Below are 25,965 nucleotides of genomic sequence, written 5' to 3'. Positions count from 1 at the left end.
GGGTCGGCGGCCATGCGCGCCGGGAGCCGGCCCCGGTGGGCGGCGGTGCGGCCGCCCACCGGGGAAGGGGTTACTGCTCGTCGGTCAGGGATTCGAGTCCGGCGGCGCGGCGTTCGATGTCGGCGAGGGTGTAGCCCTGGGCTTCGACGGCACGTAGGTAGAACTGCGCGAGATCGGAGGGCCTGCGCCAGTGCTCGACCCCGACCTGGGACTCGAGGGCGCACAGGAAGTAGGCGCGGAGCAGCACCAAGGCGCGGGGGTCGGTTGCTGTGGCGAGCTTGGCGAGAGTGTCGGAGGTGGGGAGGATCTGCCCGGCGAGGGTGCGCGCGTGGTACGCGGAAGTGATGTGGGGCCACTTCATCAGGGCCGTGGCCACGAATGAGGCGGTGCCTTTGGGGGCGGTCTTGCGGGTGGTCTGCTGGGCGATCCACTTCCGCCGGACTTCGGTCGCGGCCCGCCATTCGCGGTTGTTCTCGATCACTTCGCGGCGCTGGGCGGCGCGTTCCTCGGGATCCTGTTCGGCCTCGACGGGGCGGGCGCGGTGTCCCCACCAGGTGCGCCAGGGGGTTTCCTCGTAGCGGATGACGTGCCAGTAGAGAGTGGTGTCGGTGTCCTCGACGACGTTCTTGCGGGGGATCATCCAGTCCTCGAGGGCGTCACCCTCGGGTAGCTCGTCCACGATGTCTTCTTCCTCGATCTCTTCGCCGGTCTCGCTGTTGAAGAAGGCGGTACGGGTGGCGATGTAGAGACCGAGGTGCCCGGCGGCGGCGACTTCCTCGATGGTGGGGGTGTTGCCTGCTTCGTCGGTGACGCGCTCGAGGAGAGCGCTGTCCCCCTCCCCCACTCGTTCGTTGATGCATCCGAGGGCGACGGCGTCGATGCGGTGTTCGGCGAGGTATGCCTCGGCGCGAGTCTGGGCGGCGGTGCGATCAGTGCGGCGCAGCCGTTCGGCGGCGAGGGCGTGGTCGAGTCGGCCGCTGCGGATCGCCCATTCGATGCGGCCGACGGCGGCAGGGTCGTCGCTGAATTCGGCGATGGCTGCTGCTTGTTCGATGGTCAGCTCGCCTCGGTGCACGGCGTCGCACTGCTCGGTGTCGCGCAGGGTCAGTGCTGCCTCGACCTCGGTGCGGCGTGCTTTGGTGCGGCGGGCGATCTTGGCGGAGTCGAGACCGTGGTCGGCCAGGGTCTCGAACAGTGCGAGTCGCTCGCCGTTGGTGATGGCGGCGCGGTGCTCGTTCTCGCTCCACTGGGTCACGAGCCGGTCGACGGCTGCGTCGGTGCCGTCGCGCTCGTCACCGACGATGAGGGCGGGAATCTGGGTCAGGCCGACCTCACGTGCGGCGGCGGTGCGGCGGTGGCCGGTCAGGACGCGCAGGGCCCCGTCTGTGGTGCGGCAGACGGTGATCGGCGTGAGGACCCCTTGCTCTGCGATGGACTCGCGGAAGTCGTCGGTCAGGCGCAGGTCGTGGCGGATGTTGGCGTCGGCGAGCAGCTCGGCGGGGTCGACGGTGACGAATTCGGCAGGGCTTCCGGTGTTGTTCATGACTCAAGTTTACATCTGTTTTGATGTTTTTTAGATGTATTACTGAGTGTTTTTTGATGTATCTATGGTGATAAGAGTCACGATTTCTGGGCTTGACCTGCGGTTTTATGTGGATGGTGAGGTGTGCGTGGTGGTGGAGCGGGTACCTCGGTCGGTCGGCGTGGCCTGGTGACCGGGCTCGGTGGCCGCCGGGCAAGGGCGGGTTTTCCCTTGCGCGGTGGTCGGCGGGTCCGGTAGGGCGTGCGTGTCGGCCGGGCGGGGTGCTCGGTCGGCGGGAAACCTTGGGAGGGAGGTCGGGGGTCCGGGGGCGGGGCCTCCGGGGATCGGTTGGGGCGAGGGGGCTGCCTGACCGACTGGGGTCTGCGGCCGGGGCAGGGAGCAGCGGGTCCGCCGCGACACAGTGGATCAAAAACCGAAGGCCCCGACCGGGGTCGGGGCCTTCAACGGGGGGACTCGGACGGGTCAGTCCTCGTCGGTGCTGTCGCTCTTGCTGCCCCGAGTCTTCCGCCGGCGAACCTTCTCGACGTCGGGGAACGGCTCGCCGCCGTTGTATTCCTGTTCGAGCTGGTTGGTGTAGTCGGCGATCGCCGCCTCGATGAAGCTGTTGAGGCTGCCGTGAGCGCCGGGATAGACACCTCGCAGACCCTTTTGGGCGTTCGTCGCAGCGTCGATGACGGATTCGGCGAGCGTGAAGGTTCGCCGGACCAGGCTGGGCTGATGCGCGACCTTCTTGCTGGTCGCGGCCGGTGCTGCTGGTGCCTCGTCGGGGGCATCGGCGTCGAACATGCTGCGGATGTCGCTCATGACTTCTTCCTTTGGATGATGGTGGTGGCGAGGTCGTCGTAGACCCAGAGGTGACGCCAGCCTTCCTTGGTGTCGGCCAGGGATACTCCGTCGTTGACGGCTTTCTTGATCGACTCGGCACTGTGGACGTTGCCGAGGACGGGAACGCCGGCCTCGGCGAATTTGGCGTTCCATGTGCGAGCGAGGACGGTGCCGGGCTGCACTTTGTTGAGGATGGTGCCGCGGACCCAGAGGCCGGCATTGTGGCGCTTTTTGATGCTCTGGGCGTAGGAGGTCACTCCCTCCATTGCCGAGATGCTGAAATCGTGCGCTTCGTTGAGGACGATGAGCTGGTCGGCGGCCACGAGCGCGCACATCTCGAGCGCATTCCGGGTCGGGGAGCAGTCGATGAGGATGTAGTCGTAGCGGTCGCGGATCGGTTCGAGGGCTTCGCGCAGGACGTGGGGGCCTTCGATCGGATCGTTGGTGATGTTCTTTTCTGCGTTGATGAGATAGGCGGCGTTGCGCGGTGCCGGGATGAGATCTACGCCCGGTCGCACCGAGTCGAGGATCGCCTCGGATGCAGGCTTCCGGGACTCGGGGCTCATGTCGACGATGTGCTCGGCGGTCACCTTCGCGTTGTCGCGGCGATCGCGCTGCAATTTGGTGAGCGTGTGGGTGAGGTTGCCGGACGGATCCAAGTCGACCAGGAGGACTTTCGAGCCGGCGCGGGCGAGGGCTTCACCGACGTTGAGGACGGTGGTGGTCTTGCCCACCCCGCCTTTCTCGTTGCCGATCAAGATGATTTTTGAGCTCATCCTCATAGCCTCCCTTTTCTTGATGCGAGGATACATCACTTCTGGTTACTAATCCGTGCGTTTCTGGTTCTTATCGGATGTTGTTTATGTGACTTTCGGGCATACGGCGGTTTTTTCATCCGATTAGGTGCGTTTTACATGTTGGGGAGGCTGGAATGACGGCGGCCAGGGCTCGATGCCCTGGTCGTCGTCCACCGCCGCTCGGAGGTCCGGCATGGTGGGTGGATCTGGTGGCGCCCGCGGTTCCCGGAGTGGGTGCGGCGCTGCATGTCCATCCAACACCCTTCGGTTGCGGCTGTGTACTGGGGTGGCGGGAGTGATCGGATTGCGCTCGTGGCCGGCTCGAGGGTTCGGTGCGGCGCAGCCGCTCCTTTGGTGGTGTCCTCGCGCCGGCCGGGGTGCTGCGGTCGATAGGGTGCCGAAAGACCCGGACCGGGGCGCTAGGTCCGCTCCGGTCCGGGTCTTTGTCGTGTCAGGTGGAGTACAGGCCGATCAACTGCCAGATGGTGCGGGCGGTCTCGCGGGGAAACTCGATGGTGATGGGCCAGTGGGCTTCGGCGGTGAGCGTCGGTGTGTCCCTGGATCCTGTGAGGACTTCGACGTATGTCCCGTCGACTCCTTCGACGGCGGCGAAGCGCAGCGGGTCTGTTCCGGCGTCCCACCTCAACATGCCGTGCTCGAGGTCGGTGCACGCTTCGAGCTGGTCGAGGTGGGTGTCGGGGTCGAGGTGCGCGAACAATGGATCGGTTGCGGCGACTTCTGTCAGTGCGGTGCGATGCGCCTCGGTAAAGGGCACCTGCACGCGCTCGCGGTGGGGGTCGTGCGTGGACAGGGACAGTCGCGGGGCGGTGCGGCCGTCGCCGTATTCGATGGTGATGGTCACTGCGGTTTCTCCTGGGTTGGTGGGGTGGTCAGAGGATGTCGCGGCATGTGCGGCACTCCCATCCGCCGGGTCGGAGGATGCACATGCGGCGTTCCTCGCAGAGCCAGCAGGTCTGGCCTGGTTTTTCTGCTTCGCCGCGCTTCTGGGCTGCGGTTTTCACTTGTTGGGCTGCTCGGCGGTATCGGTCGGATTCGGTGTCGATGTCCTCGTGGGCGACGCGCCGTCCGAGCATCGTCCGGTAGGCGTCTGCGGTCTGTGCGTCGCGTTCGGCGAGGTCGGCGGCGGTGTAGCTCGGGGGTCGGTCGACTTCCTGCAACATGGGTCCGAAGATGTCGCGGCAGGTGTCGCAGGGGGTGAGTTCTTCTGCGACCGGTTGTGTGCAGCCGGGGATGATGCAGTCGGCCAACAGTGATTCGGCGGTCATCGTGTCCTCACGGGCGAGTGGGGACCGGCGGCCGCGATACAGGTCGCGGCCGCCGGTGGTGTGGGGTTACTGGCCTGGTCGGATGGGGGTTTTGCCGTCTTCGGCGCGGGCGTCGGTGACCTTGTCGTAGGGCAGGCGATCGTTCCAGCTGTACTGGGTGCTGACGGTGACCGATTTCGCGCTGACTCGGATCACCTTGTGCCATGAGCCGTAGCAGCTGACGAAGCATCCGGGGCGGAGGTCGTCGCGGCTGTAGAGCTTGGGGCCGTCGGTGGCGTCCTGTTCGGCGCGTACTGCGGTCCAGTGTTCGATGTCGGCCTCGAGTTCTGCTTTGTCGAGTTCGAGCTGTTTGACATAGCGGCTGGTAGAGGCGGCTTTTTCGGGCTGGTCGTATTTGGTCAGCAAACGGTTGATGCGGCGGAGTTCGGCGCTTTTCCGTTCGATGCGGCGGTGGATCACTGAGGGGGTGTAGCGGTGATCGGTGCTGCGGGCGGCGATGCGGGCGGATTCTGCGGCGGCGTCGGCGGCGGCATCGGCGGTAACGGCTGCGTAGGCGGTGGAGTGGGCGCGGTCGATGGCGCGGCGGTGGCGCGCTTCGCTATGGTGGCCGACCTTGATCGGTTCGCCGCCTTCGGGAAGGGCGTTGCAGGCGTGGTCGTGGCGGGCGCGGGCGGCGTCGGCGGCGGCGCGCTTGCGTTCGGCCTTGGCTGCGAGGGCTTCGGCGCGGTCGTTGAGGCGTTCATCCCGGTCGCGGTGGGCGACATCGGCGGAGCGGAGGGCGGTGTCGATGTCGGTCTCGACGGTGAATCCTGCGGCGCGGAGGGCGTCGACGGTGCGCTCGATGCGGGCGAGCTGGGGTGCGCGGTCGCGGCTGTGCGGGATGTACCAGGCGGTGATGGTGCGTCCCCATTTCCAGCCTGCGGCCTTGAGGATCGGGGCGGTTCCGTCGCCTTTGTCGGTGCCGTCGATGGTGGTTCCCTCGGCGGGAGCGTGGGTGATGGTGAGCATGTGCGGCGTTTCCTGTTCGGTCGATTGGTGCCGGGTGGGAGCGGTGCGGCTCCCACCCGGCGCAAGGGGGATCAGTACTCGGCGATGAACTGGGTCCAGCCCGGATCGGTGCGGGTGGTCCAGCGGCGGATGGGGCGCCAATAGGTAGTGGTCAGGTAGGCGGTTTTCTCGTGGTTGGGGCACATCGCCCACTCGCCGTCGGTGTGGGTGGCCTCGGCGGTGCAGCCGTTGTAGTCGCACTGCTGGTCGGGTAGCTCGAGCGTCTGAACGGGGGCGGGCGTGGTCATCGCGTGTCCTCCTGCGGGTGGGTGGGTCAGCTGAGGCCGGATTCGAGAGCGGCGTCGATTTCGCCCTCGGTCATGCCTGCGGCGCGGGCGGCGGCTTTGGTCTTGCGGGAGGCGGCGAGGACGTCGGAGATCTTCTTTCCGGTCGAGAGGTTCTCGAGCAGGTCGTCGAAATCGCGGGCGATGGCGCGGAGCTGGGCGGTGATTTCCTCTTTGTTCATGACTCAATTTTACATCTGTTTTGATGTTTTTTTGATGTTCTAGAGTGTCTTTTTTGGTGCTTTTCTGGTGATGCTGGTCACACGTTTTAGGGGTCTGACCTGCGGTTTTATGGGTGTCCTGGGGTGCTGCGGGGTGGTGGTGGAGCGGGTACCTCGGTCGGTCGGTGCGGCCTGGTGACCGGGCGCGGCGGCCGCCGGGCAAGGGCGGGTTTTCCCTTGCGCGGTGGTCGGCGGGTCCGGTAGGGCGTGCGTGTCGGCCGAACGGGGTGCGCGCGGACAGCGGGAAACCTTGGGAGGGAGGTCGGGGGTCCGGGGGCAGAGCCCCCGGGTATCGGTAGACCGCACCCGCACGGCACACGAGCCGGGCACGCTCCTGGCCAGGGCGAGAGGGCACCGTCCGCCGGCCGCGGGAGCATACGTTTGCCGGCCCCGTCACCGACGAGGCAAAAATCCGACTGCCACCGACCACCGAACACACCGCTCGTCGACACCGAAGACGACCCGAAGGGGGTCCGGGGCGGATCGCCCCTGGTCAACGCTGTAAACGCGACTCGGCGCACCGAACCGGGGGACGACTCCCGAGTTCGATGCGCCGGGGTGAGACTGCCGCGCATCAGACATGGACATTTTTTGATGTTGGTCTGATTGTTGCTTGATTCAGATTTAAGTCTGAAAAGTTGATTTTCCGATGTTTTTGTGATGATCAGATGGTGACTGAGATGTCGGCCTCGGAGAGCCAGCGGTAGACGGTGGCGACGGAGCGGTCGACTTCTTGGGCGATGACGGGCACGTCCACTCCGGCCTGGCGTCGGGCGAGTGCCCATTCGCGACGTTCCTCGTGGGAATGGAAGGTCGGGACGGGGTTGGTGTCGAGGTGCGTACCGGGCAGATGGGGCAGTGGCACCTCGAACTGTCGGGCGAGAGCGTCAGCGGTCGCGGTGCGAGTCGGCCGCGCGACCGGAGTCTCGCTCGCGGTCTCGGCGGCGGCACGGTTCTCGGTGATGGTCGTGACGTGAGTCTTGGGTGCGGTCGCGTTCTCGTTCGCGGTCTCACGGCGCGGGGGTGCCGCGGGCGCGGATTCGATGTGAGTCTCGGTGGGTGCGGCGGTGCGACGGCCGAGAACGGTCAGCGCGTGGGTGGAGGCGAGCAGTGAGATCGGCGGGAGTGTGGCGATCACGGCGGCGAGAACGGAGTTGAAGCCGGGGGTCGTGGTGAGAACGGCGTGGATCGCGTTTCCTGCGATCGAGACGGTGGCGGCGCCGATGAGAATCTTCCAGAAGAATCGTCGCGCCCGGTGGTCGTGACGTCGGGAGACGACTCCCATCGTTGCTTGCAGGATCGTTCCGTCGACGATGACGGGGAACAGGAAGGCGATCTCTCTCGGTTGGCCGGCCTGGATGCACAGGTCTCGCAGTGCGAGGAAGCTGAGAATGAACGCGGCCGCCCCGATTCCTACGGTGATGGTCACGCCTGCAAACCACATGGATCCGCTGACGGCTGTCACGTTCTCGGGCGCTGAGGCGTTCTTGTTCTTGTGTCGCTTCGTCCACTTCATAGATCCCATAGTAACAATGAGAACCATGATATGAGAAGGGGTTTCTCAGATGAGAGTCGCAGGTCACGACCGGATCGAGTCAGGTACGTGAGATGAGAGACGACTGCGCCCCGGCCGGTTCTTGGGGGAGCCGGTCGGGGCGCGTGATAGTTCGTATCGTTCGGGTCGTCGTCTCGCGATGTCGGCAGGACCGTCGCTTCGAGCGGATCCTGTTGCATGATCTGTTGATGACCAGCTGACCGGTAGCGTCTGTAGGGTGAGTGCTGCTTCGGAACTGCCCTGGTGGGAGACCTACAACAACGGTGTTCGCTCCCTGCACGACACCGGCTGGGCAGATCTGTCGTCGCTGTTGTCGGACGACATCTGTGCGCTGCTCAGCGACGTCGACGCGGCCTTCGCGCTTACCGGTGCCCACACCCCCGGATGGCCGAACCCCTACCAGGACGGTCTCGCACCGGACGAACACGTATACGAGCGAGTCACCGACCCGGAGAAGTTCCAAATTGTCGAAGCCCGGGCACGAGCCTGGAGCCACGTGCTACTCGAACGCGGCTGGGCACGGCACGCGGTACACATCGAATGGGCCCTGCGCCCCCACGACAGCGGCGGAACCGACACCATCCTCGAGCCTGTCGCCGACGACGCGGTCCCCTTGGTGCTGACCACGCACACACCGGTCGATAACGACCACATAGTCACCGTCACAGTCGCCGCGGGCGACCCGGCGGTACGACTGGCATCGATCCCCGACTGCGGATGCGACGGCTGCGACCACGGATCCGCCACCCTGCTCGAAGAAATGGACACATCGGTGCTGTCGGTCGTCGACGGCTCCCTTCACGTCCACGTCGATGCTCGCCGCCTGTCGATCCGCACGTCCTTCGGCGGTCATACCAGCCGCCCAGTCCCGGACCTCGACGAACCAACCGCATTCACAGCAGCACCCTGGCCCCCGAACTGGACGGCTCGTCCACTCGTGCCCGACGTCGACACACACCGTCACTGAGCAACCGCACCGGGTCAAATTTCACGTGCCGCTCCGGGGGTCAATTTCAGGTTCTGGCCCACTTTGCGTGATGGCGCGACACCATGTCTCAGCGCAGTATCCTGCAGATGCTGCCTGGCAGACTTCGACCATGGATCGCGACCGAGGCGACGAGTACAACGGCCGTTACGAGCACTACAGCACCAGCGATCGCGGTGAGGAATTGCCGACCGTCCGACACGGTGACTTCGAACAAAGCGACTGGGACATGAGCTTTTTGTCCGCGCTCACCAGACATCTGTCGGCACGCCCCTGGGACACCGGGGTGTACGAGATCGAACAGCTGAGCTGGGCAAATTCGGTCATGACATTGGTGGTGCGGGTATGGGGTCGCGACAACTCCGGGCTGATCGGCTGGCGTGAACACCTGCCTACAGTCCGAGCAGGATTCGAACCCGACGATCCGGCGACAGTCGCTGGCGCCTGGCACACCGGCGAGTTCTATCCCCGCTACCTGCCGCAACCGTACTCACCTGGCCCCGACGGTATTCACTGGATCGGGACGGGACGACCCTCTCACCCCGATAACCGGTGACGATGACTCGCAATCGGATCATCACGGAAAGTGGACCAGAACCCAATTCAGGTGTCGTTGACACCCGTCCGGTTCTCGGGCGACTACTAAATCTGGGATCCATGGCAGGCAACAAAACCTCCACCTTGGCGAGTCCGGTCCGATCGTCGATCAATGCCGCCTCGATCAGTTCGCGGCGATCAGGCCGAAGATGCCGACGACGAATCCCATGAGGCCGCAGTAGAGGAAGAAGGCCGCTCCGAGCCTGTTCTTCTCTTGCCGTTCCCTCTTGGTCACGCTCTTTCGCCGCATGTACTCGCATGCTCCGAAGCAGATGAGCGCCCCGATGATCAGTAGCCACCACAGACCCGTGAGACCTCCGGCGAGGTTGCTGACGGGTTCGGGTGGGCCGTCGAAGCCGAGGTAGGTGGTTCGGACGTAGAGGTAGGGCTCATTCACGTCGGTGGCGGTCCTTTTCTCAGGCTCGGTCAGTCGGTGGTCGGCACTGTGTCACGCGGCACCGACTGATCTTGGTGCGTCGGGGTGCGCCCCGCTATCGGCTCGACGGTGAGAACGGCGACCGCTACGACGAGAACGACGGCGGCAACTGTCATTCGGCCGGCTACCGGACGGGCGTTATTTGTGCTGGTGGGAGCGTTATCGTCGCGGATTCTCGCGCACACTCGCATGGGTGCTCGAGGGTTCTCTGTACTGCTGCCTTATGTCAGGGATTCCATAGTAATAATGGGTTATATGAGTCGTGAGAGTCCCACTGGGGAGTGAGAAGGGGTGGTTCTCATCGTGTCCTCAACGCATGAGGATGTGCGACTGAGAACCGGTCAGGTGCGATTCCAGCGGCCGACGCCGGTCTGGGCGGTGGACTTGACTTCCCCGGTGGCCGGGGCGTCCCAGCTGTGGCCGTTGTTGTGTTCGGCTTCGAGTCGTTCGATTGTCTCGAGGACGGCGGTCTCGAGGAATTCGCTGAAGGTGCTCGGCGGGAGGACTGCGCGGGTGCCGAGGTAGGCAGCGCGGATGCGTTCGGCCTGGTCGGTGTGGAACCCGAGTTTGGGGCGCGGTGTGCGTGACGCCTCGGTCATTGTTGGTCCTGTTCTCCTGGGCGGCAGGGGGCGTTGCGTCCGACGCCGGTCTGGGAGAGGGATTTGAGTTCGCTGCGGCTGGGGGTGCGCCAGGGCCGGCCGTCATTGTGTTCGGCTTCGAGGCGTTCGGTGGCCTCGACCAGCAGGTCGGTCATGAACTCACTGAGGGTGGCCGGGGGCAGGATGGCGCGGGTGCCGACGTAGGCGGCGCGAATCCGGTCGGCGTCGGCTTCGGTGATGTCGAAGGCCATGCGCTTCTTCCCGGTCATGGTTCTCATCGTAACTTCGGTACGTGAAGCACAGCCTCTGCCACGAGTGGACATGTTCGAGGGTTCGAAAGGGAGAAGGCGGGGCGGATACCTGATATGGCTTGGCATGACCTACCCGAATAATATCTGTATATGGCTCGGCGTGTCCTACCCGAATACTCGATCTTGGTAGTGCACAGTACTCGGCATGGAAACGGCGGGGGAGTCCCTTCTCACTGACGAGCAGTGGGGAAACGAGGTGCTACTGCCGCATCGGCCGTTCGCGACGAACCAACTCGAGCACGGTCAGTACCGAATGAGCCGTGACCAGGCATTGATGATGCGCTACATCCAGCACTCTCCACACGCGTTGCTCGGATCGATCGTCATCGACTGTGACCACCCCGATGCGGCGATGCGGGCGTTCGAGAAACCGTCGGATCATCCGACGCCGAGCTGGGTCGCGCAGTCTCCCTCCGGGCGGGCGCACCTGGGTTGGTGGCTGGGCGACCATCGAGTCTGCCGTACCGACTCGGCGCGGTTGACTCCGCTGCGCTATGCCCATCGCATCGAGCGAGGTCTGTGTATCTCCGTCGGCGGGGACTTCTCCTACGGTGGGCAGCTGACCAAGAACCCGATCCACCCTGAATGGGAAACCATTTACGGTCCAGGGGATCCGTACTCGTTGCGGGATCTGGCGACCATCTACACACCTCGTCAGGCTCCGCGCCGGCCCGACCGCTCCGTGGGTCTGGGCCGCAATGTGACGATGTTCGACACTGCCCGTAAGTGGGCGTACCCACAGTGGTGGCACCATCGTCATGCCACCGTAGACCAGTGGCTCCAACTGGTTCTTCAGCGTTGTCACGGAATCAACAGCGAGTTCGCCGACCCTCTTCCTTTCATCGAGGTCCGTGCCACGGCGTACTCCATCGGCAAGTGGATCTGGCGTAACTTCGACGAGGGGACGTTCCGGGCGCGCCAGGCAGCACGTGGCAGCAAGGGCGGCAAGGTCATGAGCTCCGCCAAACGGGAAGCAAACAGGAAGCGGGCCACCAAGTTCGATCTGGCGACAGCATTGGAGTTCGCGCAATGAGCGGCAGCGCCCAGGCACAACAACGTCGGTCGATCACCGCAAAGGAACTGGCACGCCGGCTCGGCTCGTCGGAGCGCACTGCACGTCGCCTGATTGCCGAACCCCGAGACCAATTCCTTGAACGCGCAGAACGCCGACGCAAGCAGGTGGTCGAACTTCGCCAGCAGGGGATGAAGTACCGCGAGATCGCCGAGAAACTGGAGATGTCGACCGGAGCGGTGGGTCGGATACTGCATGATGCCCGCAAGCTCGAGGGGTAGGAGCGGCTTCCGCGTGAAACGATTCGATTCCCCTTCGCCGCTGTGGTTCTGACCGGAGCGAGAATTTCGTTCAGTAGCGGTGCCGGTCGAAGCGGTCCCCGCGGGTCCGGGTGCGCATGCCCGAGCGCTGGAACAGTATCTGCCGGATCTCGGCGAGAGCGGTGGCACGGATGTCGTCGCTGGCCGGAGGATGAGCAGCACGCCGGTCGAGTTCGGCGCGACGTTCGGCGGCGCGGCGGTCCTGGATCTCAGTGCGGCGCTCGGTGGGGGTAGGCCCTGACCACACATCGGCGAGGGCACGGAGCTGCCAGCGCAGGAAAGCGGTCGGGGACGCTAGGTGTGGGAGGCTGCGGTCGCGGCGGAACTCGGTGATCTGGTTGGCTACGTCGTCGCCGGTCCATCGGGTGGTGTCGATGCCTGCGGCGGTCAGGGCATCGGCGATCGCTCCGACGTGGTGATGGATGGTTCCGGGGACGTAGTGGCCATTCCGATCCACGCCGCGGTATTCGGGCATCGTGGGACCGAGTCGGTCGGCCAGGCGCGCTGCGGCGATCTGAGCGTGCAGGGGTCGTGGGTCGCCCTCGCCCGCGGCCTTCGTCGAAGTCCGAGCGCGGCGCGTAGCGCGCGCGTTGGTGATTACTTGAGAACGAGAGATACCTGTAGAACCCAAAGGGTTCTCCGGTAGATCCGCATGATTCGGAAACTGGGGATAAACAGAAGAGTTGGCAGTGAACTTGCTGGTCAAGGCCCACACGGAAGCTGCGCGAAGTTGCTTTCCACCGTGGGTGAGGCTGGCTTCGATGCGTTCGGCGATGGTGAGGTAGCGGCCGCGGACGAGCTCGACGGCGGCTCCGATGCGGCGAAGGATCTGGCGGGCACGATCGAGGACGTCGGTGCTGATGCCGGCGTACTCGGCGAGGGTGTCGCGGGCGGCGGTGAGGCTGCGGCCGGTGGATTCGTCGGCGTACGCAGCGTGGGCGTTGGCTGCGGCGATGAACTTGTCCGGGGCGATGCGGTGCTCGTGGCAGATCTTGATGCCGGTCTCGCTGCGGGCCCAGTTGATGATCTGGCGCATCCAGCCCGCGCGGGAGTCCCAGACAGGGATGGGGGAGTAGGCGCCCTCGGCGACGCGGAGGTTGTAGCTACCGCGGCGGCGACCGCGACGGGTCTTGGGAGCGGCGCGGCCCGGTCCACGGCGGTTGCCGTGCGGCGCGTCCGCGCCCCGACGGGGGCGACACGCTCGGGTGTGATTTGGACCGAGAGTTGAAACCGACGAGCTGTGCTCGCTAATATGCATAACGAAGGCTTTCTGAGCAAGAGAAAGTTCGAGTGCCCGAAACGTTTGGCGACCGATCGGGCAGATATTTGGTTTGGAAAACCCTCCACTTTGGCCGGTGGGGGGTTTTCTGCTTCTGAGGGACCGTCTAGTTGGCCGCTAGAGCCCCTCTGTCGTGGCGTTTACACGGGCACCGCCTTGATTTCGCGGGCGAGGTCCGGCCGACCTGCTTGCAGTGCGAGTAGGTCGGCGACGTACTGGGACAGCGCGATCTTGGCGTCCTCCGCGTCCTTGCTGAGCTGGTCGTGCAGCTCGGCGGGGATACGTAGAGTCATCGCGGCGCGGTCGCCTTTGTGCGGCTGTGCCATGCGTAAACCCCCGTTCTTCAAGATCGGTCGATGAATCTGACTCAGGTTAGCGGGCGATTCCGTCGTTCCCGGTTATTCGCGAGTCTCGGCGTGGCGCGTGTCGCCTTGTGGGACACGAGGACGTGCTGATGCTCTCTGACGCGGCCGACCAGAGGCTGCGGTCTGGGTCACACAGTTGGTGGTGCACACTCTCAGGAATGGCGTCCCCGCAGCTTTCTACAAGCAGCCCCGCGACCAGCACCGACTCACGTCCCATTCCTCGGCCGCGCCGAAGACTGCCAATTCTGGGGGACCTGCTCAGCATCGACGTCGCCAAGCCCGTACAGCGCGAGATGCAGATGGCACAGGAACTCGGAGGGATTTTCGAACGCAAGATCCTCAAGCACCGACTGATCGTGGTCTCGGGTGCCGACCTGGTGCGCGAGGTCAACGACGAGGAGAAATGGGCCAAATTCCTCGGAAAGCCACTGCGTAAGCTCCGCGTCATCGCCGGAGACGGGTTGTTCACTGCGTTCAATTCCGAGCCGAACTGGCGCAAGGCCCACAACATCCTCGGTCCGGGGTTCAGCCAGGCCGCGATGCGCGGGTACCACGACTCGATGCTCGCGGTGATCGACCGTCTGCTGCACAGCTGGGACGTCGCAGCAGAGAGCGGCGAGTACGTCGACGTGCCGCAGAGCATGACTTCGCTGACCTTCGACGTCATCGGGCGATGCGGGTTCGGCTACGACTTCGATTCCTTCGGCCGCGCCGAGCCCGATCCGTTCGTCGAGGCGATGAGTCGCGCCCTCGAGTACATCAACCGTTCCTCGAACGACATCCCGATCCTGCGCGCCGTGTTCGGTCGGGCGGCCCGTGAGCAGCACGCCCGCGACATCGCGTTGATGCAGGACACGGTCGATCGCATCGTCGACGAACGGATGCGCTCGCAGGACACGCAGTCCGATCTGCTCGAGCTGATGATGCACACCGCCGACCCGGACACCGGTGAGCACCTCGGTCGTGAATCGATCCGCAACCAGGTCCTGACATTCCTGGTCGCGGGCAACGAGACGACCGCCGCCACCCTGGGTTTCGCGGTTCACTTCCTGAGCCGGCACCCCGAGGTGGTGGCGAAGGCACGCGCCGAGATCGCCGAGGTGGTCGGAGCCGACGGACAGATCGGCTACGAGCAGGTCGCGAAACTGCGGTACGTGCGGCGGATCGTGGACGAAACGTTGCGGCTGTGGCCGGCTGCACCGGGCTACTTCCGCAAGGTGCGAGGCGAGACGACCCTCGGTGGCCGCACCCTTCCTCCGGGATCGTGGGTGTTCGTGCTGTTGCCGCAGCTGCACCGCGATCCACTGTGGGGCGAGGACCCGGAGCGGTTCGACCCGGACCGGTTCGCACCCGACGCAGTGCGGCGACGGCCGGCGCACATCTTCAAGCCGTGGGGCACCGGGATCCGCGCGTGCATCGGCCGGCAGTTCGCGCTCCACGAGGCCGTGCTGACACTCGCGTCGCTGATCCGTCGGTACGACTTCGCTCCCGAGCCCGGGTACGAACTCGATGTTCACGAGGCCGTCACGCTCAAGCCGCGGGATCTGAAGGTCAGACTCTCGCGTATTTGACGTGCGCCTGTGCCCGGTATGTTCCTTTTCGGGGAGCTGTAACCATGCCGCGGTTCGGGGAGGACTACGACAACGATGAATCTCAATGAATGGCACCTGGTCGAGACACTGGTCGACGAGGAAATGTCCGTAGTCGCCTGCGGCGGAACAGTACGAGACTGGGCATCGGTGACCCGGCATGTCCAGCCGGCCCCGGACATCGCGATCACGCGGATCATCCAGGAGGTAGTCCGGACCCGTCGTGCCGTCAAGATCGATGTGAGTTCTCGTAAGAGGCCGCCGAAGACCTTTCACATCGAAGCCGTGCCCGTCCTCGGGCCCGGTGGTGAGGCGCACGGCGTCCAGGTCTGGGTCGGGGAGCCGGGAGTAGTCCCGAGCCCGCCTCGCATAGTCGCAGGCATCGCGTGGGATCTCGAACGCATGGCGATCGGTCAGACGGTCGAGGCGTCCATGATGTCGGGAGTGCTCCCCGAGGACCATGTTCCGGAGCGGACCCCGGCGGAGTACATCGCAAAGGCCGTCAAGTTCGATGAGTCGGCGTCGCTGTTCGAATTGGCTATTGATCCGGTGCACGGGCGCAAGTGGCAGGCGCCGATGTCGGTTCTCCACGCTGACGGGCGAGTGATGCGCTGGTACTGCTGGGGCAAAGGCCGCACCGATCCGGGAAATGTCGGGATCCGGCTGCTCTGGCATGACGTGTCCGATACGACGCCGCCGGAGCTGCCGACGTTGAGCGAGCTGGGAATGCAGGAAATGCTGCGATCGGCGGGCGTCTACACCGGCGTATTCGTCGCCGATCTCGCTGTTCTGACCATGTGGCTTCCGGATGCTCCCCCTTGGGTGTCCTGGCGGAGCGTCAAGGGCGCAAACGACATCCTTCATCCTGACGACCGAGGTGTCCTGGCGGAAGCGATCGCAGCATTCCGCGCGGGCGATACTGCCGCTCGTCTGGCTCGTGCTCGCCTGCGGTCCGAATCGGGGTGGCGAACAGCGGAATTGTCGATCAGCCCCTATCCCGGAGCTCTCGGTGACCGTCTCGTGCTCGTACAGATTTCGGCGGTGTCCACCGAAGTCGACGCGGCCACAGAGGGTCTACACGCCCTCGATCAGCGCCGCCTTGAAGGGTAGGTCGATCCCCGAATACTGGCGGTGATCTGGTAATTTGTCTTTCGCGTCCCCGCCCGTGGGGATTTCCTGAGGCTTGTCGACTCGGCCTCGGATGTAGCACAGCCGGTTTCGGTCGCCTCCGCATGTCTGAGTGAGGCGGGCTGCTATCTCCGCGGGGGAGTCCAGACGTGGTAATTCGTACGTTCCGTACGTCGACCACCAACGAGTCGTGCACGTCAGACCCGAGTTCCTGGCGGTCGGGTACGGGAACGTTCGTAGGCGGCACAAACTTCGGCTGTGCCCAACCCCAGCGCTTTGCCCAGTCGTTCGGCAACCGACTCGCGCAGCGCGGTTTCTCCCAGTTCCAGACTGCTGAGCGAGGCCGTGGAAATACCTATTTCCAGCGCCAGTTGCGGCTGCGTCAAACCTGCCTGGACTCGCAGATCGCCCAGGTACCGCTCGTGCGGAGGTATTCGAACGAGGTCCGACAGGGGGACTTCGAGGGCATTGGCAACGCGGGCCAGTCGATCTACCTGCGGGGTCGCCTGCCCGGATTCCCAGGAGCGGACCGCGGCCACGCTCACCTCGGCGAACCTCGCCAGGTCACCACGGGTATAGCCCTTTTCCGTCCGCAGATCGATCAGCCTCTCCCGGTCGAAACCCCGAAGAGGCCGTCTCGTCATGCCCACAACCCTTCCACGAGTGACAACACTGCCCTACAGGAATGTATTGCGTCATCTTCCACTGGAATAGATTTTGCGCTAACGTCCTGGAATAGAGTTTCAAACAGGGTTTCACTGTTGAAGGAGGTAGCCATCGGCTGAAACCGCAGGCGAGCCTCTGGCCGGCAACCAGAGCGCGGAACGGCGTGAGCCACCTGCACATAGGAAAACCCCGGACACGTGTCAGTGATTGGCGTCGATGTCACGTATCCGGGGCTGAACCACTCACGAAACGACCTATCCGGGCGCTACGCAAGCTCGGGCATCAATCGCTGACGGCGAGAGAGCCCACTTCTTCTTCGGGCACTGCTGTTCTCGCGTTACTCGGCTTCGCGCCAGCAACGAGCCCGCACCTATCCGGCACTCGGACCACGACTACCGCCCCCGAGTTCATCTTTCCGACCTCGGACCAGCAGCTCTACCTGCTCAATCCTCACGGTTCATCCCCGCACGAAAGGCGACCTATATGTCCGTATCCAACGAAGATCGGTTGGTTTCCGGCACCGGCAGACACCGGCGCCGCCAGACGACCAGCGCGATGCTCAGCACTGCGACCCTGGCACCGGCAGCAGCCGGACTGCTTATCGCCTTTGCGCCCACAGCAGTCGCAGCCCCGACCGACAATTCCGGTGGGGGTGGGCAGGCGGGTATCACTGCGACACCGGAAGCCGAGGGTGGGCAGGCGGGTATCACTGCGACACCGCCTTCGACCCCGCAGCCGGCACCGTCATCGCCTGAGCCGAAGCCGGCCGAGAACTTCTGGGTCGCACCTCCGGCCGACTACAACCGCGGTACGCGCGCTTACAACCCGCAGACCGGTGGCGGCGTGTCGATGACCCAGTACAGCGACTACTCGGGCGGCGGAAACTCGGGTTACTCGGGCGGTGGAAACGTCGGTTACAGCGAGCCTTCACCGGCCTTCTTCGAGGGCCCGACCCTGCCGATCGAGGCTCCTGCCGAGAAGATGCGTTTCGGCCGGGTGATCTTCGATCAGCCGAACTGGGTCTCCGATGTCGACGCCGACAAGACCAACCGCACGACGGCCGTGGTCGAAGCAATGGTCACCGACTACCACCGGTCGACAGGAATGGAGACAGAAGAGGCCGAGAAGATCGCGTCCGCGCAGGTCGCAGGTACGGCAGTGGGGGCCGGTGCCGGTTTCGCCACCGGCTGCGTGGCCGCCGGTGTTCCGACGGCTCTGGCCGTGTCCACGGTGTCGGGAATCGTCGGGGCCAGCCTGGGCGGCATGTTGGTGCCGATTCCGGGCGTGGGCATGGTCACCACGGGTGTTGCTGCCACGGCCGGTGGCGCGGCGGCAGGTTTCGGCGCCGGATGTGTGGTCGGTGGTGGCCTCGGCGCCCTCGGTGGCGGCGCGCTCGGATACGCGGCCGGCACTGCCTACGGCGCTGGCGAGGACGCCACGCCGATCGAGACCGAGGTGCCGGATATCGAATCCGAGCAGGTCACCGAACAGGTCGACACCACGCTCGCGCAGTGGTCGGAAGATCCGGTCGGTGCGGTCGCTGTGGAGACGGTGCAGACCTTCACCACCGAGACCGCTCCGGCGCTCGACACCCAGGTCCGCGACTTCGTGCAGGCCCAGCCCGGCGGCGAGCAGGTCGTCGAGCAGGTTGACCAGGCACTTGAGTCGTTCTTCACCGACGCGACGCCGGGACTTGCATCGCGCCTGGTCAGCGAAGCGGTCGGCCAGGGCCTCGGCCCGCAGGCTCCGGTAGTCAACGCCTAGTTCCGGTCGAAGGGGGACGAACCGATGAAGCGGAACAACCAAGCGGGTTCGCCGCGAGTGCTCGACGCGACCGCGCCTCGGACCCGCATGGTGCGGACGCCGGTGCCTGCACCGGCGGACGATGAGCGTTTTTCCCCAGTGGGGACAGCGCCCGCCCGTGAGTCGGCGTCTCGAGTGGTCGCGGCGGCTGATGTCAGCCGCCGCGCTGCTCGCCCGGCCGCAAAGGTCGGGGGCGCGACGGTGCACCGACCTTCCGGGCGGGGATGGACCTATGCGGGAGTCGGTCTCGCGGCGGTGGCAGTCGTGGGGACGGCTGTCTGGGGTGTCTCGGCCCTGTTCGGCGGCGACGACAACCCCGACTTCGGGGGCCTGGTCCCAGATACCGCGACCGCAGCCCCGACCACCGCCGCGGCGGTGGCAGAAGATCCGTGTTCGCCCGACGAGGGCGACCAGCTGTCGGGCGAAGGTGTGATCGCAGCGCTCGAACACCGCTACTACCTGCTGCGATCGGGTCCAGCGGTGCGGGAGCTGATGGCCACGGATGCGCCGTTGCCCGATGCAGCAACGATCCAGAAGGGCATCGACACCGTTCCGCTGGGGACCACGCACTGCCTCGAGGTGACGGCGATCGGTCCGAACACCTACAGCGCACAGATCACCGAGGTCCGACCGGATCGACGCAACGAGTTCAAGCAGCGCATCACCACCACCACGGCTGAAGACGGCCGGGTGATGATCCGCTCCATCGAAGAGGTCGGGGGTAGTGGGGGATGAGGAAAGCAGGTCTCGCTCTGGCAGCGGCGGCAGTGACCACGGCGGCCGCCGTGTGCACTCCGACCGTTGCCCATGCTGCGGAAACGAACGGATGTGCCCGCACGATCGCGCTGATGATTCCCGGCACGACGGAAACCTCCGCCAACGCCGACCCGAATGTGCCGACAGGAATGCTCGCGGCCGTCGGTGATGCCCTCGAGCAGCGCTACGGCAAGAACCTCGACGCGGTGTACGTGCCGTATCCGGGCGAGGCTTTTTTCAACGGCACCTCCTATGCCGAATCGAAGTCACGGGGTGACAAAGCGGCAGCAGAGCTGATGGAGCGGTGCCCGTCCTCGAAGTACCTCATCGCCGGGTACAGCCAAGGCGCGCAGATCGGCAACGATCTGGCCGTCAACATCGGCCACGGCCTCGGCCCGGTCGCTGCGCAGCAGGTCAAAGCGGTGATTCTGCTCGCCAACCCGAAGCGGGGTACCGAGGGCGCGACACTGATCGGCCCGCCGCTCACCGGTCGGGGCATCGCCGGCCCTGCCCCGGAAGGGTTCGGACAGCTCGCGGGCAAGGTGTTCGATATCTGCCACCCGGACGATGCGTACTGCAACACCGATGGTGAGTCGACTCCGTTCCTGGCATCGCTGGGTCGAATCATTGCCAATCCTCCGGGTGCGGTCGATGTCTCTGCCGACCTCGCTTCGGCGGCGACGCCAAACACTCCCACGATCACCGGTGACTCGACGGTGGCGCAATCGTCGCTGGTCGATGTGCTGTCGTCGCCGGGCAACTGGCGCAATGCCGATCTGTCGGCGGTGTTCGGGGCAGCGTCCCGGCTGGCCGAATCGGTAACCGAGCTCGACGCCGCAGGTCCGACCTCGACGACCTCGGCGGCGAACATCGCCCGCATCACGCAGCAAGCTCGGTTGGTGTCGGAGACTCTGACGCCCGTCGATCAGACACGGCAGTGGATCGACAGCAATCCGGGCGCACGCGAGACGTTCGCCTCGGCGCCGGAGGGATCGCCGGAGGCAACGACGGCGGGCGTGCTCGACACACTCGAGCAGGTTGATGTCCCGGCGGTGCTCTCGGCCGCCGATGCGGTGACCGAGACCAGCACTGCGCTGCTCAAATCGCGGGCCTCGGGTGAGCGAGTCGACGTGTCCACGCTGGCAAGCTCCGCAGACACGCTGGTCGCGGGCCTGTCACCCTTGGCGGCCTCGGGTCCGCCGGAGTTGCGGACCGCCACGCAGGTGCTCTCGGTTGCCAAACCGACGACGATCATCAACCAGTTGCTCAATGTCGTCTCCGGGGTGACCACCGTTGACTACGCGGCGGTGGCTGCCGGCCTGCAGCAGCTCCCGATCAAGCTCGTCACCGGAGATACGCGGGGCGCGCACGTGATCGCCGGGGACCTGAACAATCAGCTCTCTCCGTTGGTGAAGATGGCCGCCGGGGTGGACTTCAAGACACTCTCGCGCCTGGTGGCGATGGTGCCGGATCCATCCGGAACGGCCGCGATCGCAGCACTGGTACTCGATCTGCTCGGCAACGTCGATGTGATCCGGCTGGCTCGCAGCGTCGGCGAGATTCAAGAGATCGCCTGGGCGGTGGCCGAAACCGGGAACGCGCTCGAGCTGTCGCGGCTGATGCCGGTCGCGCTGGAACTGGCGCAGGTGGCCCTCGGCGTGCTCACACCGGGCCAGAAGATGAGTCCCGGGCAGCTGCACAATCCCGGCGATCCGATCGGGTCGCTGATGTCGGTGCAGGCCCAGGACAGCGACCTGGCCGGCCTGAGCCGGTCGGTGATGGCACTGGCGAGCAGCGACGGCGCCTCCGAGCTGGGCCAGCTGGTTTCGGACGGGTTCACCGCAGCGAGCTTCTACGCCTCGAATTCGCACATCGCTTATCCCAGTTGGGCTCCCGACGGAAAGGACAACGCGATCGACACGATGGTGACCATCTTCGCGAAGGCAATCGGCTAACGCCGAGAGGTCCCGGCAAGCGGGTGGTGCCGCTGCCAGGACCGAAGCCTTCCACTAACGCGACATCCGACCTCGGGCGGGCGGATGCGAAGTCACACACGGTGCATGGCCTGGGCGGGCTCTCGACAAGCACTCATGCAAAGGGGGTGAGAACGTGGCTTCTTCGACGACCAAAATCACGATGACAGTCGGTGTCGTGGCACTGATGGGCGCGCTGGTGATGTGCGGCAGCGACAATCCCGAGCCGGACAACTGCCTGCCGACGCAGGGTGCTTCCCGGTCGCCGAACAGCCTGCGTGCTGCCACCGGCAAGAAAGTGCAGCCGATGGTCACCGGCACGTACACGTTCACCTCCGGCTTCGGCCCGCGATCGGGTACCGCGCACAACGGCGTCGACCTCGCAGCCCCGACCGGCACGCCCTTCTATGCACCGATCGACGGAATCGTTGTCGCAGCAGGGGATTCCGGCTCCGGCGACGAAAACGGTTTCGATAACTGGATCATCGTCGACTCGATCACCTCGGACGGATCGACACTCTCGACGGTCTATGGGCACATGTTCCCGGACGGAGTTCTCGTCTCCGTCGGTGACGAAGTACGCGCCGGGGATCTGATCGGCTTGGTCGGCAACGCCGGCGGTTCGACCGGCCCCCACCTGCATTTCGAGGTCTGGGCCGGGGGCCGGCTCGACGGCGGAGCGCCCATCGACCCGATGCCGTGGCTGGCCGATGCGAACGAACTCGACGCCCCACAGCAGGTGCCGACCTCGCCGAATGTGCAACTGGTGGCGGCCGAGACCCCACTCGGTGCAGGCTGCACCGGCCTGGCACGGCCCGGCGGAAGTTCCCTCGCGCCCGGATCGGTCCCCGACGAGTTCCGCGAATGGATCGTCAAGGCAGCTCAGACCTGCGATGCAGTCGACGCTCCGCTACTGGCCTCCCAGCTCTACGCGGAAAACCGGTTCCGGTACGGCCCGAACTCACCCGTCTCTCCGGCCGGCGCGCGCGGTCCGGGTCAGTTCATGCCCGGCACCTGGGCCGCGATGGGTAAGGACTACGACGGTGACGGCGTGGCCGATGTGAACTCCATCGGCGACTCGGTGATGTCGATGGCCGACTACAACTGCCAGATGTGGGACCAGACCCAACAGTGGCTCCGCGAAGGAAAAGTCGCCGGTGACGGCACCGAACTGATGCTCTCGGCCTACAACTGCGGTCCGGGCAACACGCTCGCCTCCGGCGGGGTGTGCGGGAACGCAGAGACGACCAGCTACGTCCGCACCATCCTCGCCGGCCGCGCCGACTTCGCAGGTGTCGACCAGCCTGAGCCTCCCTCAGCGAGCGGTTCCCGGGTGGTCGATGCTGCGCTGGGATGGCTGGGCACCGACTACGCATGGGGCGGCGGCGATGTCACCGGCCCGACTCGTGGCATCCCTGACGGGGGTGTAGCCGATCTCCACGGCGACCACAACACGGTCGGATTCGACTGCTCGGGCCTGGTCCTGTACGCGGTAGCTCAAGCAACGGACGGGAGAATCGTTCTACCGCACCAGGATTCCGCGCAGGTCAGCGATCCGAGAGGGACACCGATCACCTCAGCGGCGGACTTGCAGCCCGGAGACATCGTCCAGCCCCATCCCGGCCATGTCTGGATCTGGATGGGGGACAACCAGGTTGTCGAAGCTCCCCAGTCCGGCGAGAAGGTTCGGATCACCGATTGGACACCCCCGGAAAATGTCAGAGCCATCCGGTTTATTTGAGCCACAACAACTTTCACACACCAGGACATCGGAAACGATGAGAAACCAGAAAGGGGACACCACGCCGTGAGCGATGAATGGGACAAGGCGGAATCTGCGGTCCGCACCCTCGGATCGACCCGGACGGTCGAAGACTTGACGGCCCCGGACCTGCGGACCTGGGCCGCGCAGAACAACCTCATGACGCGCACGCAGTGGCCGAAGGTCAAGCGCGAACTACACAAGCAGTTCGATGTCGACTACGACGCCCTGCGCGAGCACGAACAGCGCGAACGAGCCGACAAACTGGCCGCGGCCGCCGCCACCGCCCCGCTGGTGTCCTTGTCCTCCGCCGGCGACGAGCGTGGATCGTTCGCCGTGGTCGGTGACGCCGACACCAGCGATGTCGCCTGGTACGGCACGTTCCACAAGGAGGACCGGATCTTCCGGCCCGGAGACCAGCACTCGGCCGACCAAGCCAGCGCGGGCAAGGCGGTGTTCCTCGCTGCCAAGGTCCGCGAACACCTCGGCGTGGACGCGGTACGCCTGCACTTGCGGGTGAGCAGCGAACGGATCGAAGGGGTGAAGCTGGCCGATCTTGCGGCGAAAAAGCAGGTCATCCTCGACCTCAAGGTTGTGCCGAACGGAAATCCGGCCGAACAGTGGTGCCTCGAGCCGGGCTTCGGCGAATGGCGGGCGATCCGCCTGTCGGATCTGGTGGTGACCGAATGATCCGCCGACTGGCACTGATCGGCGTCCTCGCCGGGACCGTGGGCGTGGCCGGATGCAGCTCCGAGACCGACCAGGACCAGGGGAACTCGAACTCGTCTGCGCGGCCGTCGACCTCGACGGCGGCGTGGCCTCCCACCGAACCGGCTCCGCCTACCGAGCAGCCGGCCACACCGGCGGCGCCCACGGTGACGACCGACGATCCCGCGGCACTTGGCCGCACGGTCGTCGAAACCTGGTTCTCCTATGACACCCGCACCGACACCAACCGCAATGAGGCACCGGTCAGGGCAGCCGATCTGGGGATACTGACCGCCGACCTCGACGCGCAGGTCCGCGCCGACGCCCAGATCGAGGTCAAAGCCACCGGTGAATGGGCACAGTGGGCGTCGCAGGACGCGACGGTCACCGCCGTGGCGGTCGAGGTCCCCAACCAGGGGCAAGCCAACACCGCAACGAAGTATCACGGCATGTACGAGGTGACCAGCACGGTCACCGATTCCAGCGGCACCGAAATCGGCAGCGACGTGCAGTACGTCGCCGTGGTGCTGACCGACAACGGCGACGGATGGCGCGTGTCGTCCGTCGCCACCCTGTGAGGCGAGCGTGATGGCTGACATCGCTGACTACAACCACGAACCGACCATCGACCCACGACGACTGCGGCTGCGCCCGAACCGTCCTGCAGTCGATCCCGAACCGACCCCGGAACTTGAGGCCGACGACATTGCCGATCCGTACGGCGTCGGGGTAGAGGCCCTGGTCTCCGTCGACGAGCCGGTCACTCCGGCAGCGGCCCCGTCCACCAGGCATAGTGCCCTGTTCGATGAGGCCGCATCGCCGGCTCTCTCCCAACCTGCCCAGTGGGGTTGGCGGGGCCGGATCAATGCGGCTCTCGGCACGAAACTGGCTCCGAAGTCGGAATCTGCGGAGACCGGCCATCGGGCAGCGGTCGAGGCGATCCAGCGGACCCTTCCGGGTTCGGGCACGGTCGCGGTGGTCAACACCAAGGGTGGCGCCGGAAAAACCCCGACGACGATTGCGCTCTCGGCGATGCTCGGCAAGCACCGCGGTCGCGGTGTCGTGGCGGTGGATATGAGCGAGGCAGGCGGCACTCTCGGCATTCGGGCAGCACGCACCGCTCCGATCGAGCGCACGGTCTGGGATGTTCTCGACAACGCGTCGCGGCTGGTGTCTGCCGATGTCGAGGCGGGGGAGCTGGCGGCGTATCTGCGGCTACAGCCCACGCACGACGAGATTCTCGCCGGGGACACCGATTCCTCCTACGACAACATGATCGGGGAGAACGAGTGCGCGGCATTGGGTGCGGTGCTCCGTCGGCACCGTGATCTGCTGATTATCGACACCGCCACTACTCCGCAGGCGGGGGCATGGCAGTGGACGGTGCGTCATGCCGACCTGCTGGTGGTGCCGCTGCCGATGCGCCGGGACATGGCCCAGCACGCCTACGCGATGCTCGACGGTCTGCGTAAGCGCGGTCTCGAGCATCTGGTGCGTTCGGCGATCGTGTTGCTGTGCGCGACCCCGGGGTCCGATCCGAACCTCGAGACCGCCATTGTCGAAGAGTTCGATGCCCTCGGTGTGCAGACCTACGTGCGGCTTCCGTTCGAGCCGGTGTTTGCCACCGGGGAGCGGATCACGCTCGAGGCGCTGTCGCAGGACTCGATCATCGCGTGGACGAATGTCGCTGCGCTGGTGACCGATGCGCTGGCCGATGCCATTGTCGAGCGGCAGGCCGGCTATCAGCAGCACTGGGCTCCGGCACCTGCGGTGGCCACGGAACCGGCCGCCCCGACCTTCGGGTCGGATGTTCCGAGCTTCGCAGCTCCCGAGCCTGCACCGGCTCCTGAACCTGTTGCGGAACCACCGGCCGGTGCTGTCGAGCACAGGGCCAAGACGGATCCTGCTCGAGACCTGCCCTTGGACTACCGGCCCCCCGCGGATGTTGCGGCAGAGCCGGACGCCGACCAGGACGCCTCGGGCGGCTCGTCCACCGCTCTCGGCAGCTACCCGTTCACCACCGCCGACTCCGAGATGCACCAGCCGCCGGCGCGGACTCGGCGGCCGCAACCGCCGAAGCCGTCCAGCTTCGACCCCTATGCCTGACCTTTTGAAAGG

The 25,965-nt window shown here is 65.5% G+C and carries 28 protein-coding genes; 13 read left to right on the top strand and 15 right to left on the bottom strand.

What is annotated here, in order from left to right; translation table 11 throughout:
* Window positions 1–70: 70 nt before the first annotated feature.
* The 9 genes from AC0B44_RS19870 to AC0B44_RS19830 form a co-directional block, all read right to left on the bottom strand.
* Window positions 71–1,543, bottom strand: a complete 1,473-nt coding sequence (locus tag AC0B44_RS19870; protein WP_471904498.1) for a ParB/RepB/Spo0J family partition protein — start codon at window positions 1,541–1,543, stop codon at window positions 71–73.
* Between the two features lie 462 nt (window positions 1,544–2,005).
* Window positions 2,006–2,347, bottom strand: coding sequence for a hypothetical protein (locus tag AC0B44_RS19865; protein ID WP_471904497.1), 342 nt, complete (start codon window positions 2,345–2,347; stop codon window positions 2,006–2,008).
* On the bottom strand, window positions 2,344–3,144 hold the full coding sequence (locus AC0B44_RS19860) for a ParA family protein (RefSeq protein ID WP_439808515.1): 801 nt from the start codon (window positions 3,142–3,144) through the stop codon (window positions 2,344–2,346). Before AC0B44_RS19860 ends, AC0B44_RS19865 begins: the two co-directional genes overlap by 4 nt.
* A 472-nt stretch (window positions 3,145–3,616) precedes the next feature.
* Window positions 3,617–4,027 (bottom strand): hypothetical protein, encoded by a 411-nt coding sequence (locus AC0B44_RS19855; RefSeq protein WP_439808514.1) that lies wholly within the window; start codon window positions 4,025–4,027, stop codon window positions 3,617–3,619.
* A gap of 28 nt (window positions 4,028–4,055) precedes the next feature.
* Window positions 4,056–4,451 (bottom strand): hypothetical protein, encoded by a 396-nt coding sequence (locus AC0B44_RS19850; RefSeq protein WP_471904496.1) that lies wholly within the window; start codon window positions 4,449–4,451, stop codon window positions 4,056–4,058.
* A gap of 66 nt (window positions 4,452–4,517) precedes the next feature.
* Entirely contained in the window at window positions 4,518–5,459 is a 942-nt protein-coding gene (locus AC0B44_RS19845; protein WP_439808512.1) for a DUF3560 domain-containing protein, read from the bottom strand.
* A 71-nt stretch (window positions 5,460–5,530) separates the two neighbouring features.
* A complete protein-coding gene (locus AC0B44_RS19840; protein WP_396950694.1) occupies window positions 5,531–5,746 on the bottom strand; it encodes a hypothetical protein in 216 nt (71 codons plus the stop codon).
* Window positions 5,747–5,772: 26 nt separating this feature from the next.
* Window positions 5,773–5,964, bottom strand: coding sequence for a hypothetical protein (locus AC0B44_RS19835; protein WP_396950695.1), 192 nt, complete (start codon window positions 5,962–5,964; stop codon window positions 5,773–5,775).
* A gap of 703 nt (window positions 5,965–6,667) precedes the next feature.
* Window positions 6,668–7,519 (bottom strand): DUF2637 domain-containing protein, encoded by an 852-nt coding sequence (locus AC0B44_RS19830; RefSeq protein ID WP_471904495.1) that lies wholly within the window; start codon window positions 7,517–7,519, stop codon window positions 6,668–6,670.
* Between the two features lie 256 nt (window positions 7,520–7,775).
* Here AC0B44_RS19830 and AC0B44_RS19825 point away from each other — a divergent pair, with 256 nt between their 5' ends.
* Entirely contained in the window at window positions 7,776–8,525 is a 750-nt protein-coding gene (locus tag AC0B44_RS19825) for a DUF6226 family protein (protein ID WP_396950697.1), read from the top strand.
* 130 nt (window positions 8,526–8,655) lie between these two features.
* The gene (locus AC0B44_RS19820; protein WP_396950698.1) at window positions 8,656–9,099 is read left to right on the top strand and encodes a hypothetical protein; all 444 of its coding nucleotides are present in this window, start codon (window positions 8,656–8,658) and stop codon (window positions 9,097–9,099) included.
* Window positions 9,100–9,264: 165 nt separating this feature from the next.
* Here AC0B44_RS19820 and AC0B44_RS19815 read toward each other — a convergent pair whose 3' ends face one another.
* From AC0B44_RS19815 to AC0B44_RS19805, 3 genes are all read right to left on the bottom strand, one after another.
* Window positions 9,265–9,537 carry a hypothetical protein gene (locus AC0B44_RS19815; protein ID WP_396950699.1) on the bottom strand — a complete coding sequence of 91 codons (273 nt, stop codon included), beginning with the start codon at window positions 9,535–9,537 and terminating at the stop codon, window positions 9,265–9,267.
* A 380-nt stretch (window positions 9,538–9,917) separates the two neighbouring features.
* Window positions 9,918–10,175 carry a ParB family protein gene (locus AC0B44_RS19810; RefSeq protein ID WP_102799410.1) on the bottom strand — a complete coding sequence of 86 codons (258 nt, stop codon included), beginning with the start codon at window positions 10,173–10,175 and terminating at the stop codon, window positions 9,918–9,920.
* Complete coding sequence (locus tag AC0B44_RS19805; protein ID WP_396950700.1) at window positions 10,172–10,444, bottom strand: ParB family protein; 273 nt, start codon at window positions 10,442–10,444, stop codon at window positions 10,172–10,174. Before AC0B44_RS19805 ends, AC0B44_RS19810 begins: the two co-directional genes overlap by 4 nt.
* Before the next feature lie 187 nt (window positions 10,445–10,631).
* On the opposite strand from AC0B44_RS19805, the gene AC0B44_RS19800 reads away from it, so the two are divergent.
* Complete coding sequence (locus AC0B44_RS19800; protein ID WP_396950701.1) at window positions 10,632–11,519, top strand: replication initiation protein; 888 nt, start codon at window positions 10,632–10,634, stop codon at window positions 11,517–11,519.
* On the top strand, window positions 11,516–11,779 hold the full coding sequence (locus AC0B44_RS19795; RefSeq protein WP_072815822.1) for a sigma factor-like helix-turn-helix DNA-binding protein: 264 nt from the start codon (window positions 11,516–11,518) through the stop codon (window positions 11,777–11,779). The genes AC0B44_RS19800 and AC0B44_RS19795 overlap by 4 nt, the downstream gene beginning before the upstream one ends.
* A gap of 70 nt (window positions 11,780–11,849) precedes the next feature.
* Here AC0B44_RS19795 and AC0B44_RS19790 read toward each other — a convergent pair whose 3' ends face one another.
* Both AC0B44_RS19790 and AC0B44_RS19785 read right to left on the bottom strand, forming a co-directional pair.
* Window positions 11,850–12,854, bottom strand: coding sequence for a replication protein (locus AC0B44_RS19790; protein ID WP_396950702.1), 1,005 nt, complete (start codon window positions 12,852–12,854; stop codon window positions 11,850–11,852).
* A gap of 383 nt (window positions 12,855–13,237) precedes the next feature.
* Window positions 13,238–13,423, bottom strand: a complete 186-nt coding sequence (locus tag AC0B44_RS19785; protein ID WP_396950703.1) for a toxin-antitoxin system HicB family antitoxin — start codon at window positions 13,421–13,423, stop codon at window positions 13,238–13,240.
* A gap of 197 nt (window positions 13,424–13,620) precedes the next feature.
* Between AC0B44_RS19785 and AC0B44_RS19780 the strand changes: the two genes are divergently transcribed.
* On the top strand, window positions 13,621–15,033 hold the full coding sequence (locus AC0B44_RS19780) for a cytochrome P450 (RefSeq protein WP_471904494.1): 1,413 nt from the start codon (window positions 13,621–13,623) through the stop codon (window positions 15,031–15,033).
* Between the two features lie 75 nt (window positions 15,034–15,108).
* Window positions 15,109–16,161 carry a GAF domain-containing protein gene (locus AC0B44_RS19775; protein WP_396950705.1) on the top strand — a complete coding sequence of 351 codons (1,053 nt, stop codon included), beginning with the start codon at window positions 15,109–15,111 and terminating at the stop codon, window positions 16,159–16,161.
* 215 nt (window positions 16,162–16,376) lie between these two features.
* Here the strand turns inward: AC0B44_RS19775 and AC0B44_RS19770 are convergent, their stop codons facing one another.
* Window positions 16,377–16,823 (bottom strand): helix-turn-helix transcriptional regulator, encoded by a 447-nt coding sequence (locus AC0B44_RS19770; protein ID WP_396950706.1) that lies wholly within the window; start codon window positions 16,821–16,823, stop codon window positions 16,377–16,379.
* A gap of 505 nt (window positions 16,824–17,328) precedes the next feature.
* Between AC0B44_RS19770 and AC0B44_RS19765 the strand changes: the two genes are divergently transcribed.
* The 7 genes from AC0B44_RS19765 to AC0B44_RS19735 all read left to right on the top strand — a co-directional run bounded on the left by AC0B44_RS19765 (window position 17,329) and on the right by AC0B44_RS19735 (window position 25,953).
* Window positions 17,329–18,609 carry an insoluble domain protein gene (locus AC0B44_RS19765; RefSeq protein WP_396950707.1) on the top strand — a complete coding sequence of 427 codons (1,281 nt, stop codon included), beginning with the start codon at window positions 17,329–17,331 and terminating at the stop codon, window positions 18,607–18,609.
* 240 nt (window positions 18,610–18,849) lie between these two features.
* Window positions 18,850–19,383: a DUF8176 domain-containing protein gene (locus tag AC0B44_RS19760; protein WP_471904493.1), complete on the top strand. Its 534-nt coding sequence runs from the start codon at window positions 18,850–18,852 to the stop codon at window positions 19,381–19,383.
* Window positions 19,380–21,359 carry a cutinase family protein gene (locus AC0B44_RS19755; RefSeq protein WP_471904492.1) on the top strand — a complete coding sequence of 660 codons (1,980 nt, stop codon included), beginning with the start codon at window positions 19,380–19,382 and terminating at the stop codon, window positions 21,357–21,359. The genes AC0B44_RS19760 and AC0B44_RS19755 overlap by 4 nt, the downstream gene beginning before the upstream one ends.
* Before the next feature lie 181 nt (window positions 21,360–21,540).
* Window positions 21,541–23,118 (top strand): peptidoglycan DD-metalloendopeptidase family protein, encoded by a 1,578-nt coding sequence (locus AC0B44_RS19750; RefSeq protein ID WP_471904491.1) that lies wholly within the window; start codon window positions 21,541–21,543, stop codon window positions 23,116–23,118.
* Between the two features lie 66 nt (window positions 23,119–23,184).
* Window positions 23,185–23,829 carry a hypothetical protein gene (locus AC0B44_RS19745; protein WP_471904490.1) on the top strand — a complete coding sequence of 215 codons (645 nt, stop codon included), beginning with the start codon at window positions 23,185–23,187 and terminating at the stop codon, window positions 23,827–23,829.
* Window positions 23,826–24,425, top strand: coding sequence for a hypothetical protein (locus AC0B44_RS19740; RefSeq protein ID WP_396950712.1), 600 nt, complete (start codon window positions 23,826–23,828; stop codon window positions 24,423–24,425). Before AC0B44_RS19745 ends, AC0B44_RS19740 begins: the two co-directional genes overlap by 4 nt.
* A 10-nt stretch (window positions 24,426–24,435) precedes the next feature.
* On the top strand, window positions 24,436–25,953 hold the full coding sequence (locus AC0B44_RS19735; RefSeq protein ID WP_471904489.1) for a nucleotide-binding protein: 1,518 nt from the start codon (window positions 24,436–24,438) through the stop codon (window positions 25,951–25,953).
* Window positions 25,954–25,965 lie beyond the last annotated feature (12 nt).

Source organism: Rhodococcus sp. NPDC019050 (assembly GCF_055664235.1).
Note: the sequence above shows the minus strand (reverse complement) of the source record. Positions and strands in the feature narration are given on the sequence as shown.

Excerpts from the sequence above, each read along its gene's own strand:
- AC0B44_RS19845 (WP_439808512.1), bottom strand. The coding sequence starts at position 5,459 with ATGCTCACCATCACCCACGCTCCCGCCGAGGGAACCACCATCGACGGC.
- AC0B44_RS19740 (WP_396950712.1), top strand. The coding sequence starts at position 23,826 with ATGATCCGCCGACTGGCACTGATCGGCGTCCTCGCCGGGACCGTGGGC.
- AC0B44_RS19850 (WP_471904496.1), bottom strand. The coding sequence starts at position 4,451 with ATGACCGCCGAATCACTGTTGGCCGACTGCATCATCCCCGGCTGCACA.
- AC0B44_RS19870 (WP_471904498.1), bottom strand. The coding sequence starts at position 1,543 with ATGAACAACACCGGAAGCCCTGCCGAATTCGTCACCGTCGACCCCGCC.
- AC0B44_RS19735 (WP_471904489.1), top strand. The coding sequence starts at position 24,436 with ATGGCTGACATCGCTGACTACAACCACGAACCGACCATCGACCCACGA.
- AC0B44_RS19820 (WP_396950698.1), top strand. The coding sequence starts at position 8,656 with ATGGATCGCGACCGAGGCGACGAGTACAACGGCCGTTACGAGCACTAC.
- AC0B44_RS19800 (WP_396950701.1), top strand. The coding sequence starts at position 10,632 with ATGGAAACGGCGGGGGAGTCCCTTCTCACTGACGAGCAGTGGGGAAAC.
- AC0B44_RS19840 (WP_396950694.1), bottom strand. The coding sequence starts at position 5,746 with ATGACCACGCCCGCCCCCGTTCAGACGCTCGAGCTACCCGACCAGCAG.
- AC0B44_RS19790 (WP_396950702.1), bottom strand. The coding sequence starts at position 12,854 with ATGCGCCAGATCATCAACTGGGCCCGCAGCGAGACCGGCATCAAGATC.
- AC0B44_RS19810 (WP_102799410.1), bottom strand. The coding sequence starts at position 10,175 with ATGACCGAGGCGTCACGCACACCGCGCCCCAAACTCGGGTTCCACACC.
- AC0B44_RS19835 (WP_396950695.1), bottom strand. The coding sequence starts at position 5,964 with ATGAACAAAGAGGAAATCACCGCCCAGCTCCGCGCCATCGCCCGCGAT.
- AC0B44_RS19775 (WP_396950705.1), top strand. The coding sequence starts at position 15,109 with ATGAATCTCAATGAATGGCACCTGGTCGAGACACTGGTCGACGAGGAA.
- AC0B44_RS19780 (WP_471904494.1), top strand. The coding sequence starts at position 13,621 with ATGGCGTCCCCGCAGCTTTCTACAAGCAGCCCCGCGACCAGCACCGAC.
- AC0B44_RS19865 (WP_471904497.1), bottom strand. The coding sequence starts at position 2,347 with ATGAGCGACATCCGCAGCATGTTCGACGCCGATGCCCCCGACGAGGCA.
- AC0B44_RS19750 (WP_471904491.1), top strand. The coding sequence starts at position 21,541 with ATGACAGTCGGTGTCGTGGCACTGATGGGCGCGCTGGTGATGTGCGGC.
- AC0B44_RS19795 (WP_072815822.1), top strand. The coding sequence starts at position 11,516 with ATGAGCGGCAGCGCCCAGGCACAACAACGTCGGTCGATCACCGCAAAG.
- AC0B44_RS19770 (WP_396950706.1), bottom strand. The coding sequence starts at position 16,823 with ATGACGAGACGGCCTCTTCGGGGTTTCGACCGGGAGAGGCTGATCGAT.
- AC0B44_RS19860 (WP_439808515.1), bottom strand. The coding sequence starts at position 3,144 with ATGAGCTCAAAAATCATCTTGATCGGCAACGAGAAAGGCGGGGTGGGC.
- AC0B44_RS19755 (WP_471904492.1), top strand. The coding sequence starts at position 19,380 with ATGAGGAAAGCAGGTCTCGCTCTGGCAGCGGCGGCAGTGACCACGGCG.
- AC0B44_RS19805 (WP_396950700.1), bottom strand. The coding sequence starts at position 10,444 with ATGACCGGGAAGAAGCGCATGGCCTTCGACATCACCGAAGCCGACGCC.
- AC0B44_RS19785 (WP_396950703.1), bottom strand. The coding sequence starts at position 13,423 with ATGGCACAGCCGCACAAAGGCGACCGCGCCGCGATGACTCTACGTATC.
- AC0B44_RS19765 (WP_396950707.1), top strand. The coding sequence starts at position 17,329 with ATGTCCGTATCCAACGAAGATCGGTTGGTTTCCGGCACCGGCAGACAC.
- AC0B44_RS19830 (WP_471904495.1), bottom strand. The coding sequence starts at position 7,519 with ATGAAGTGGACGAAGCGACACAAGAACAAGAACGCCTCAGCGCCCGAG.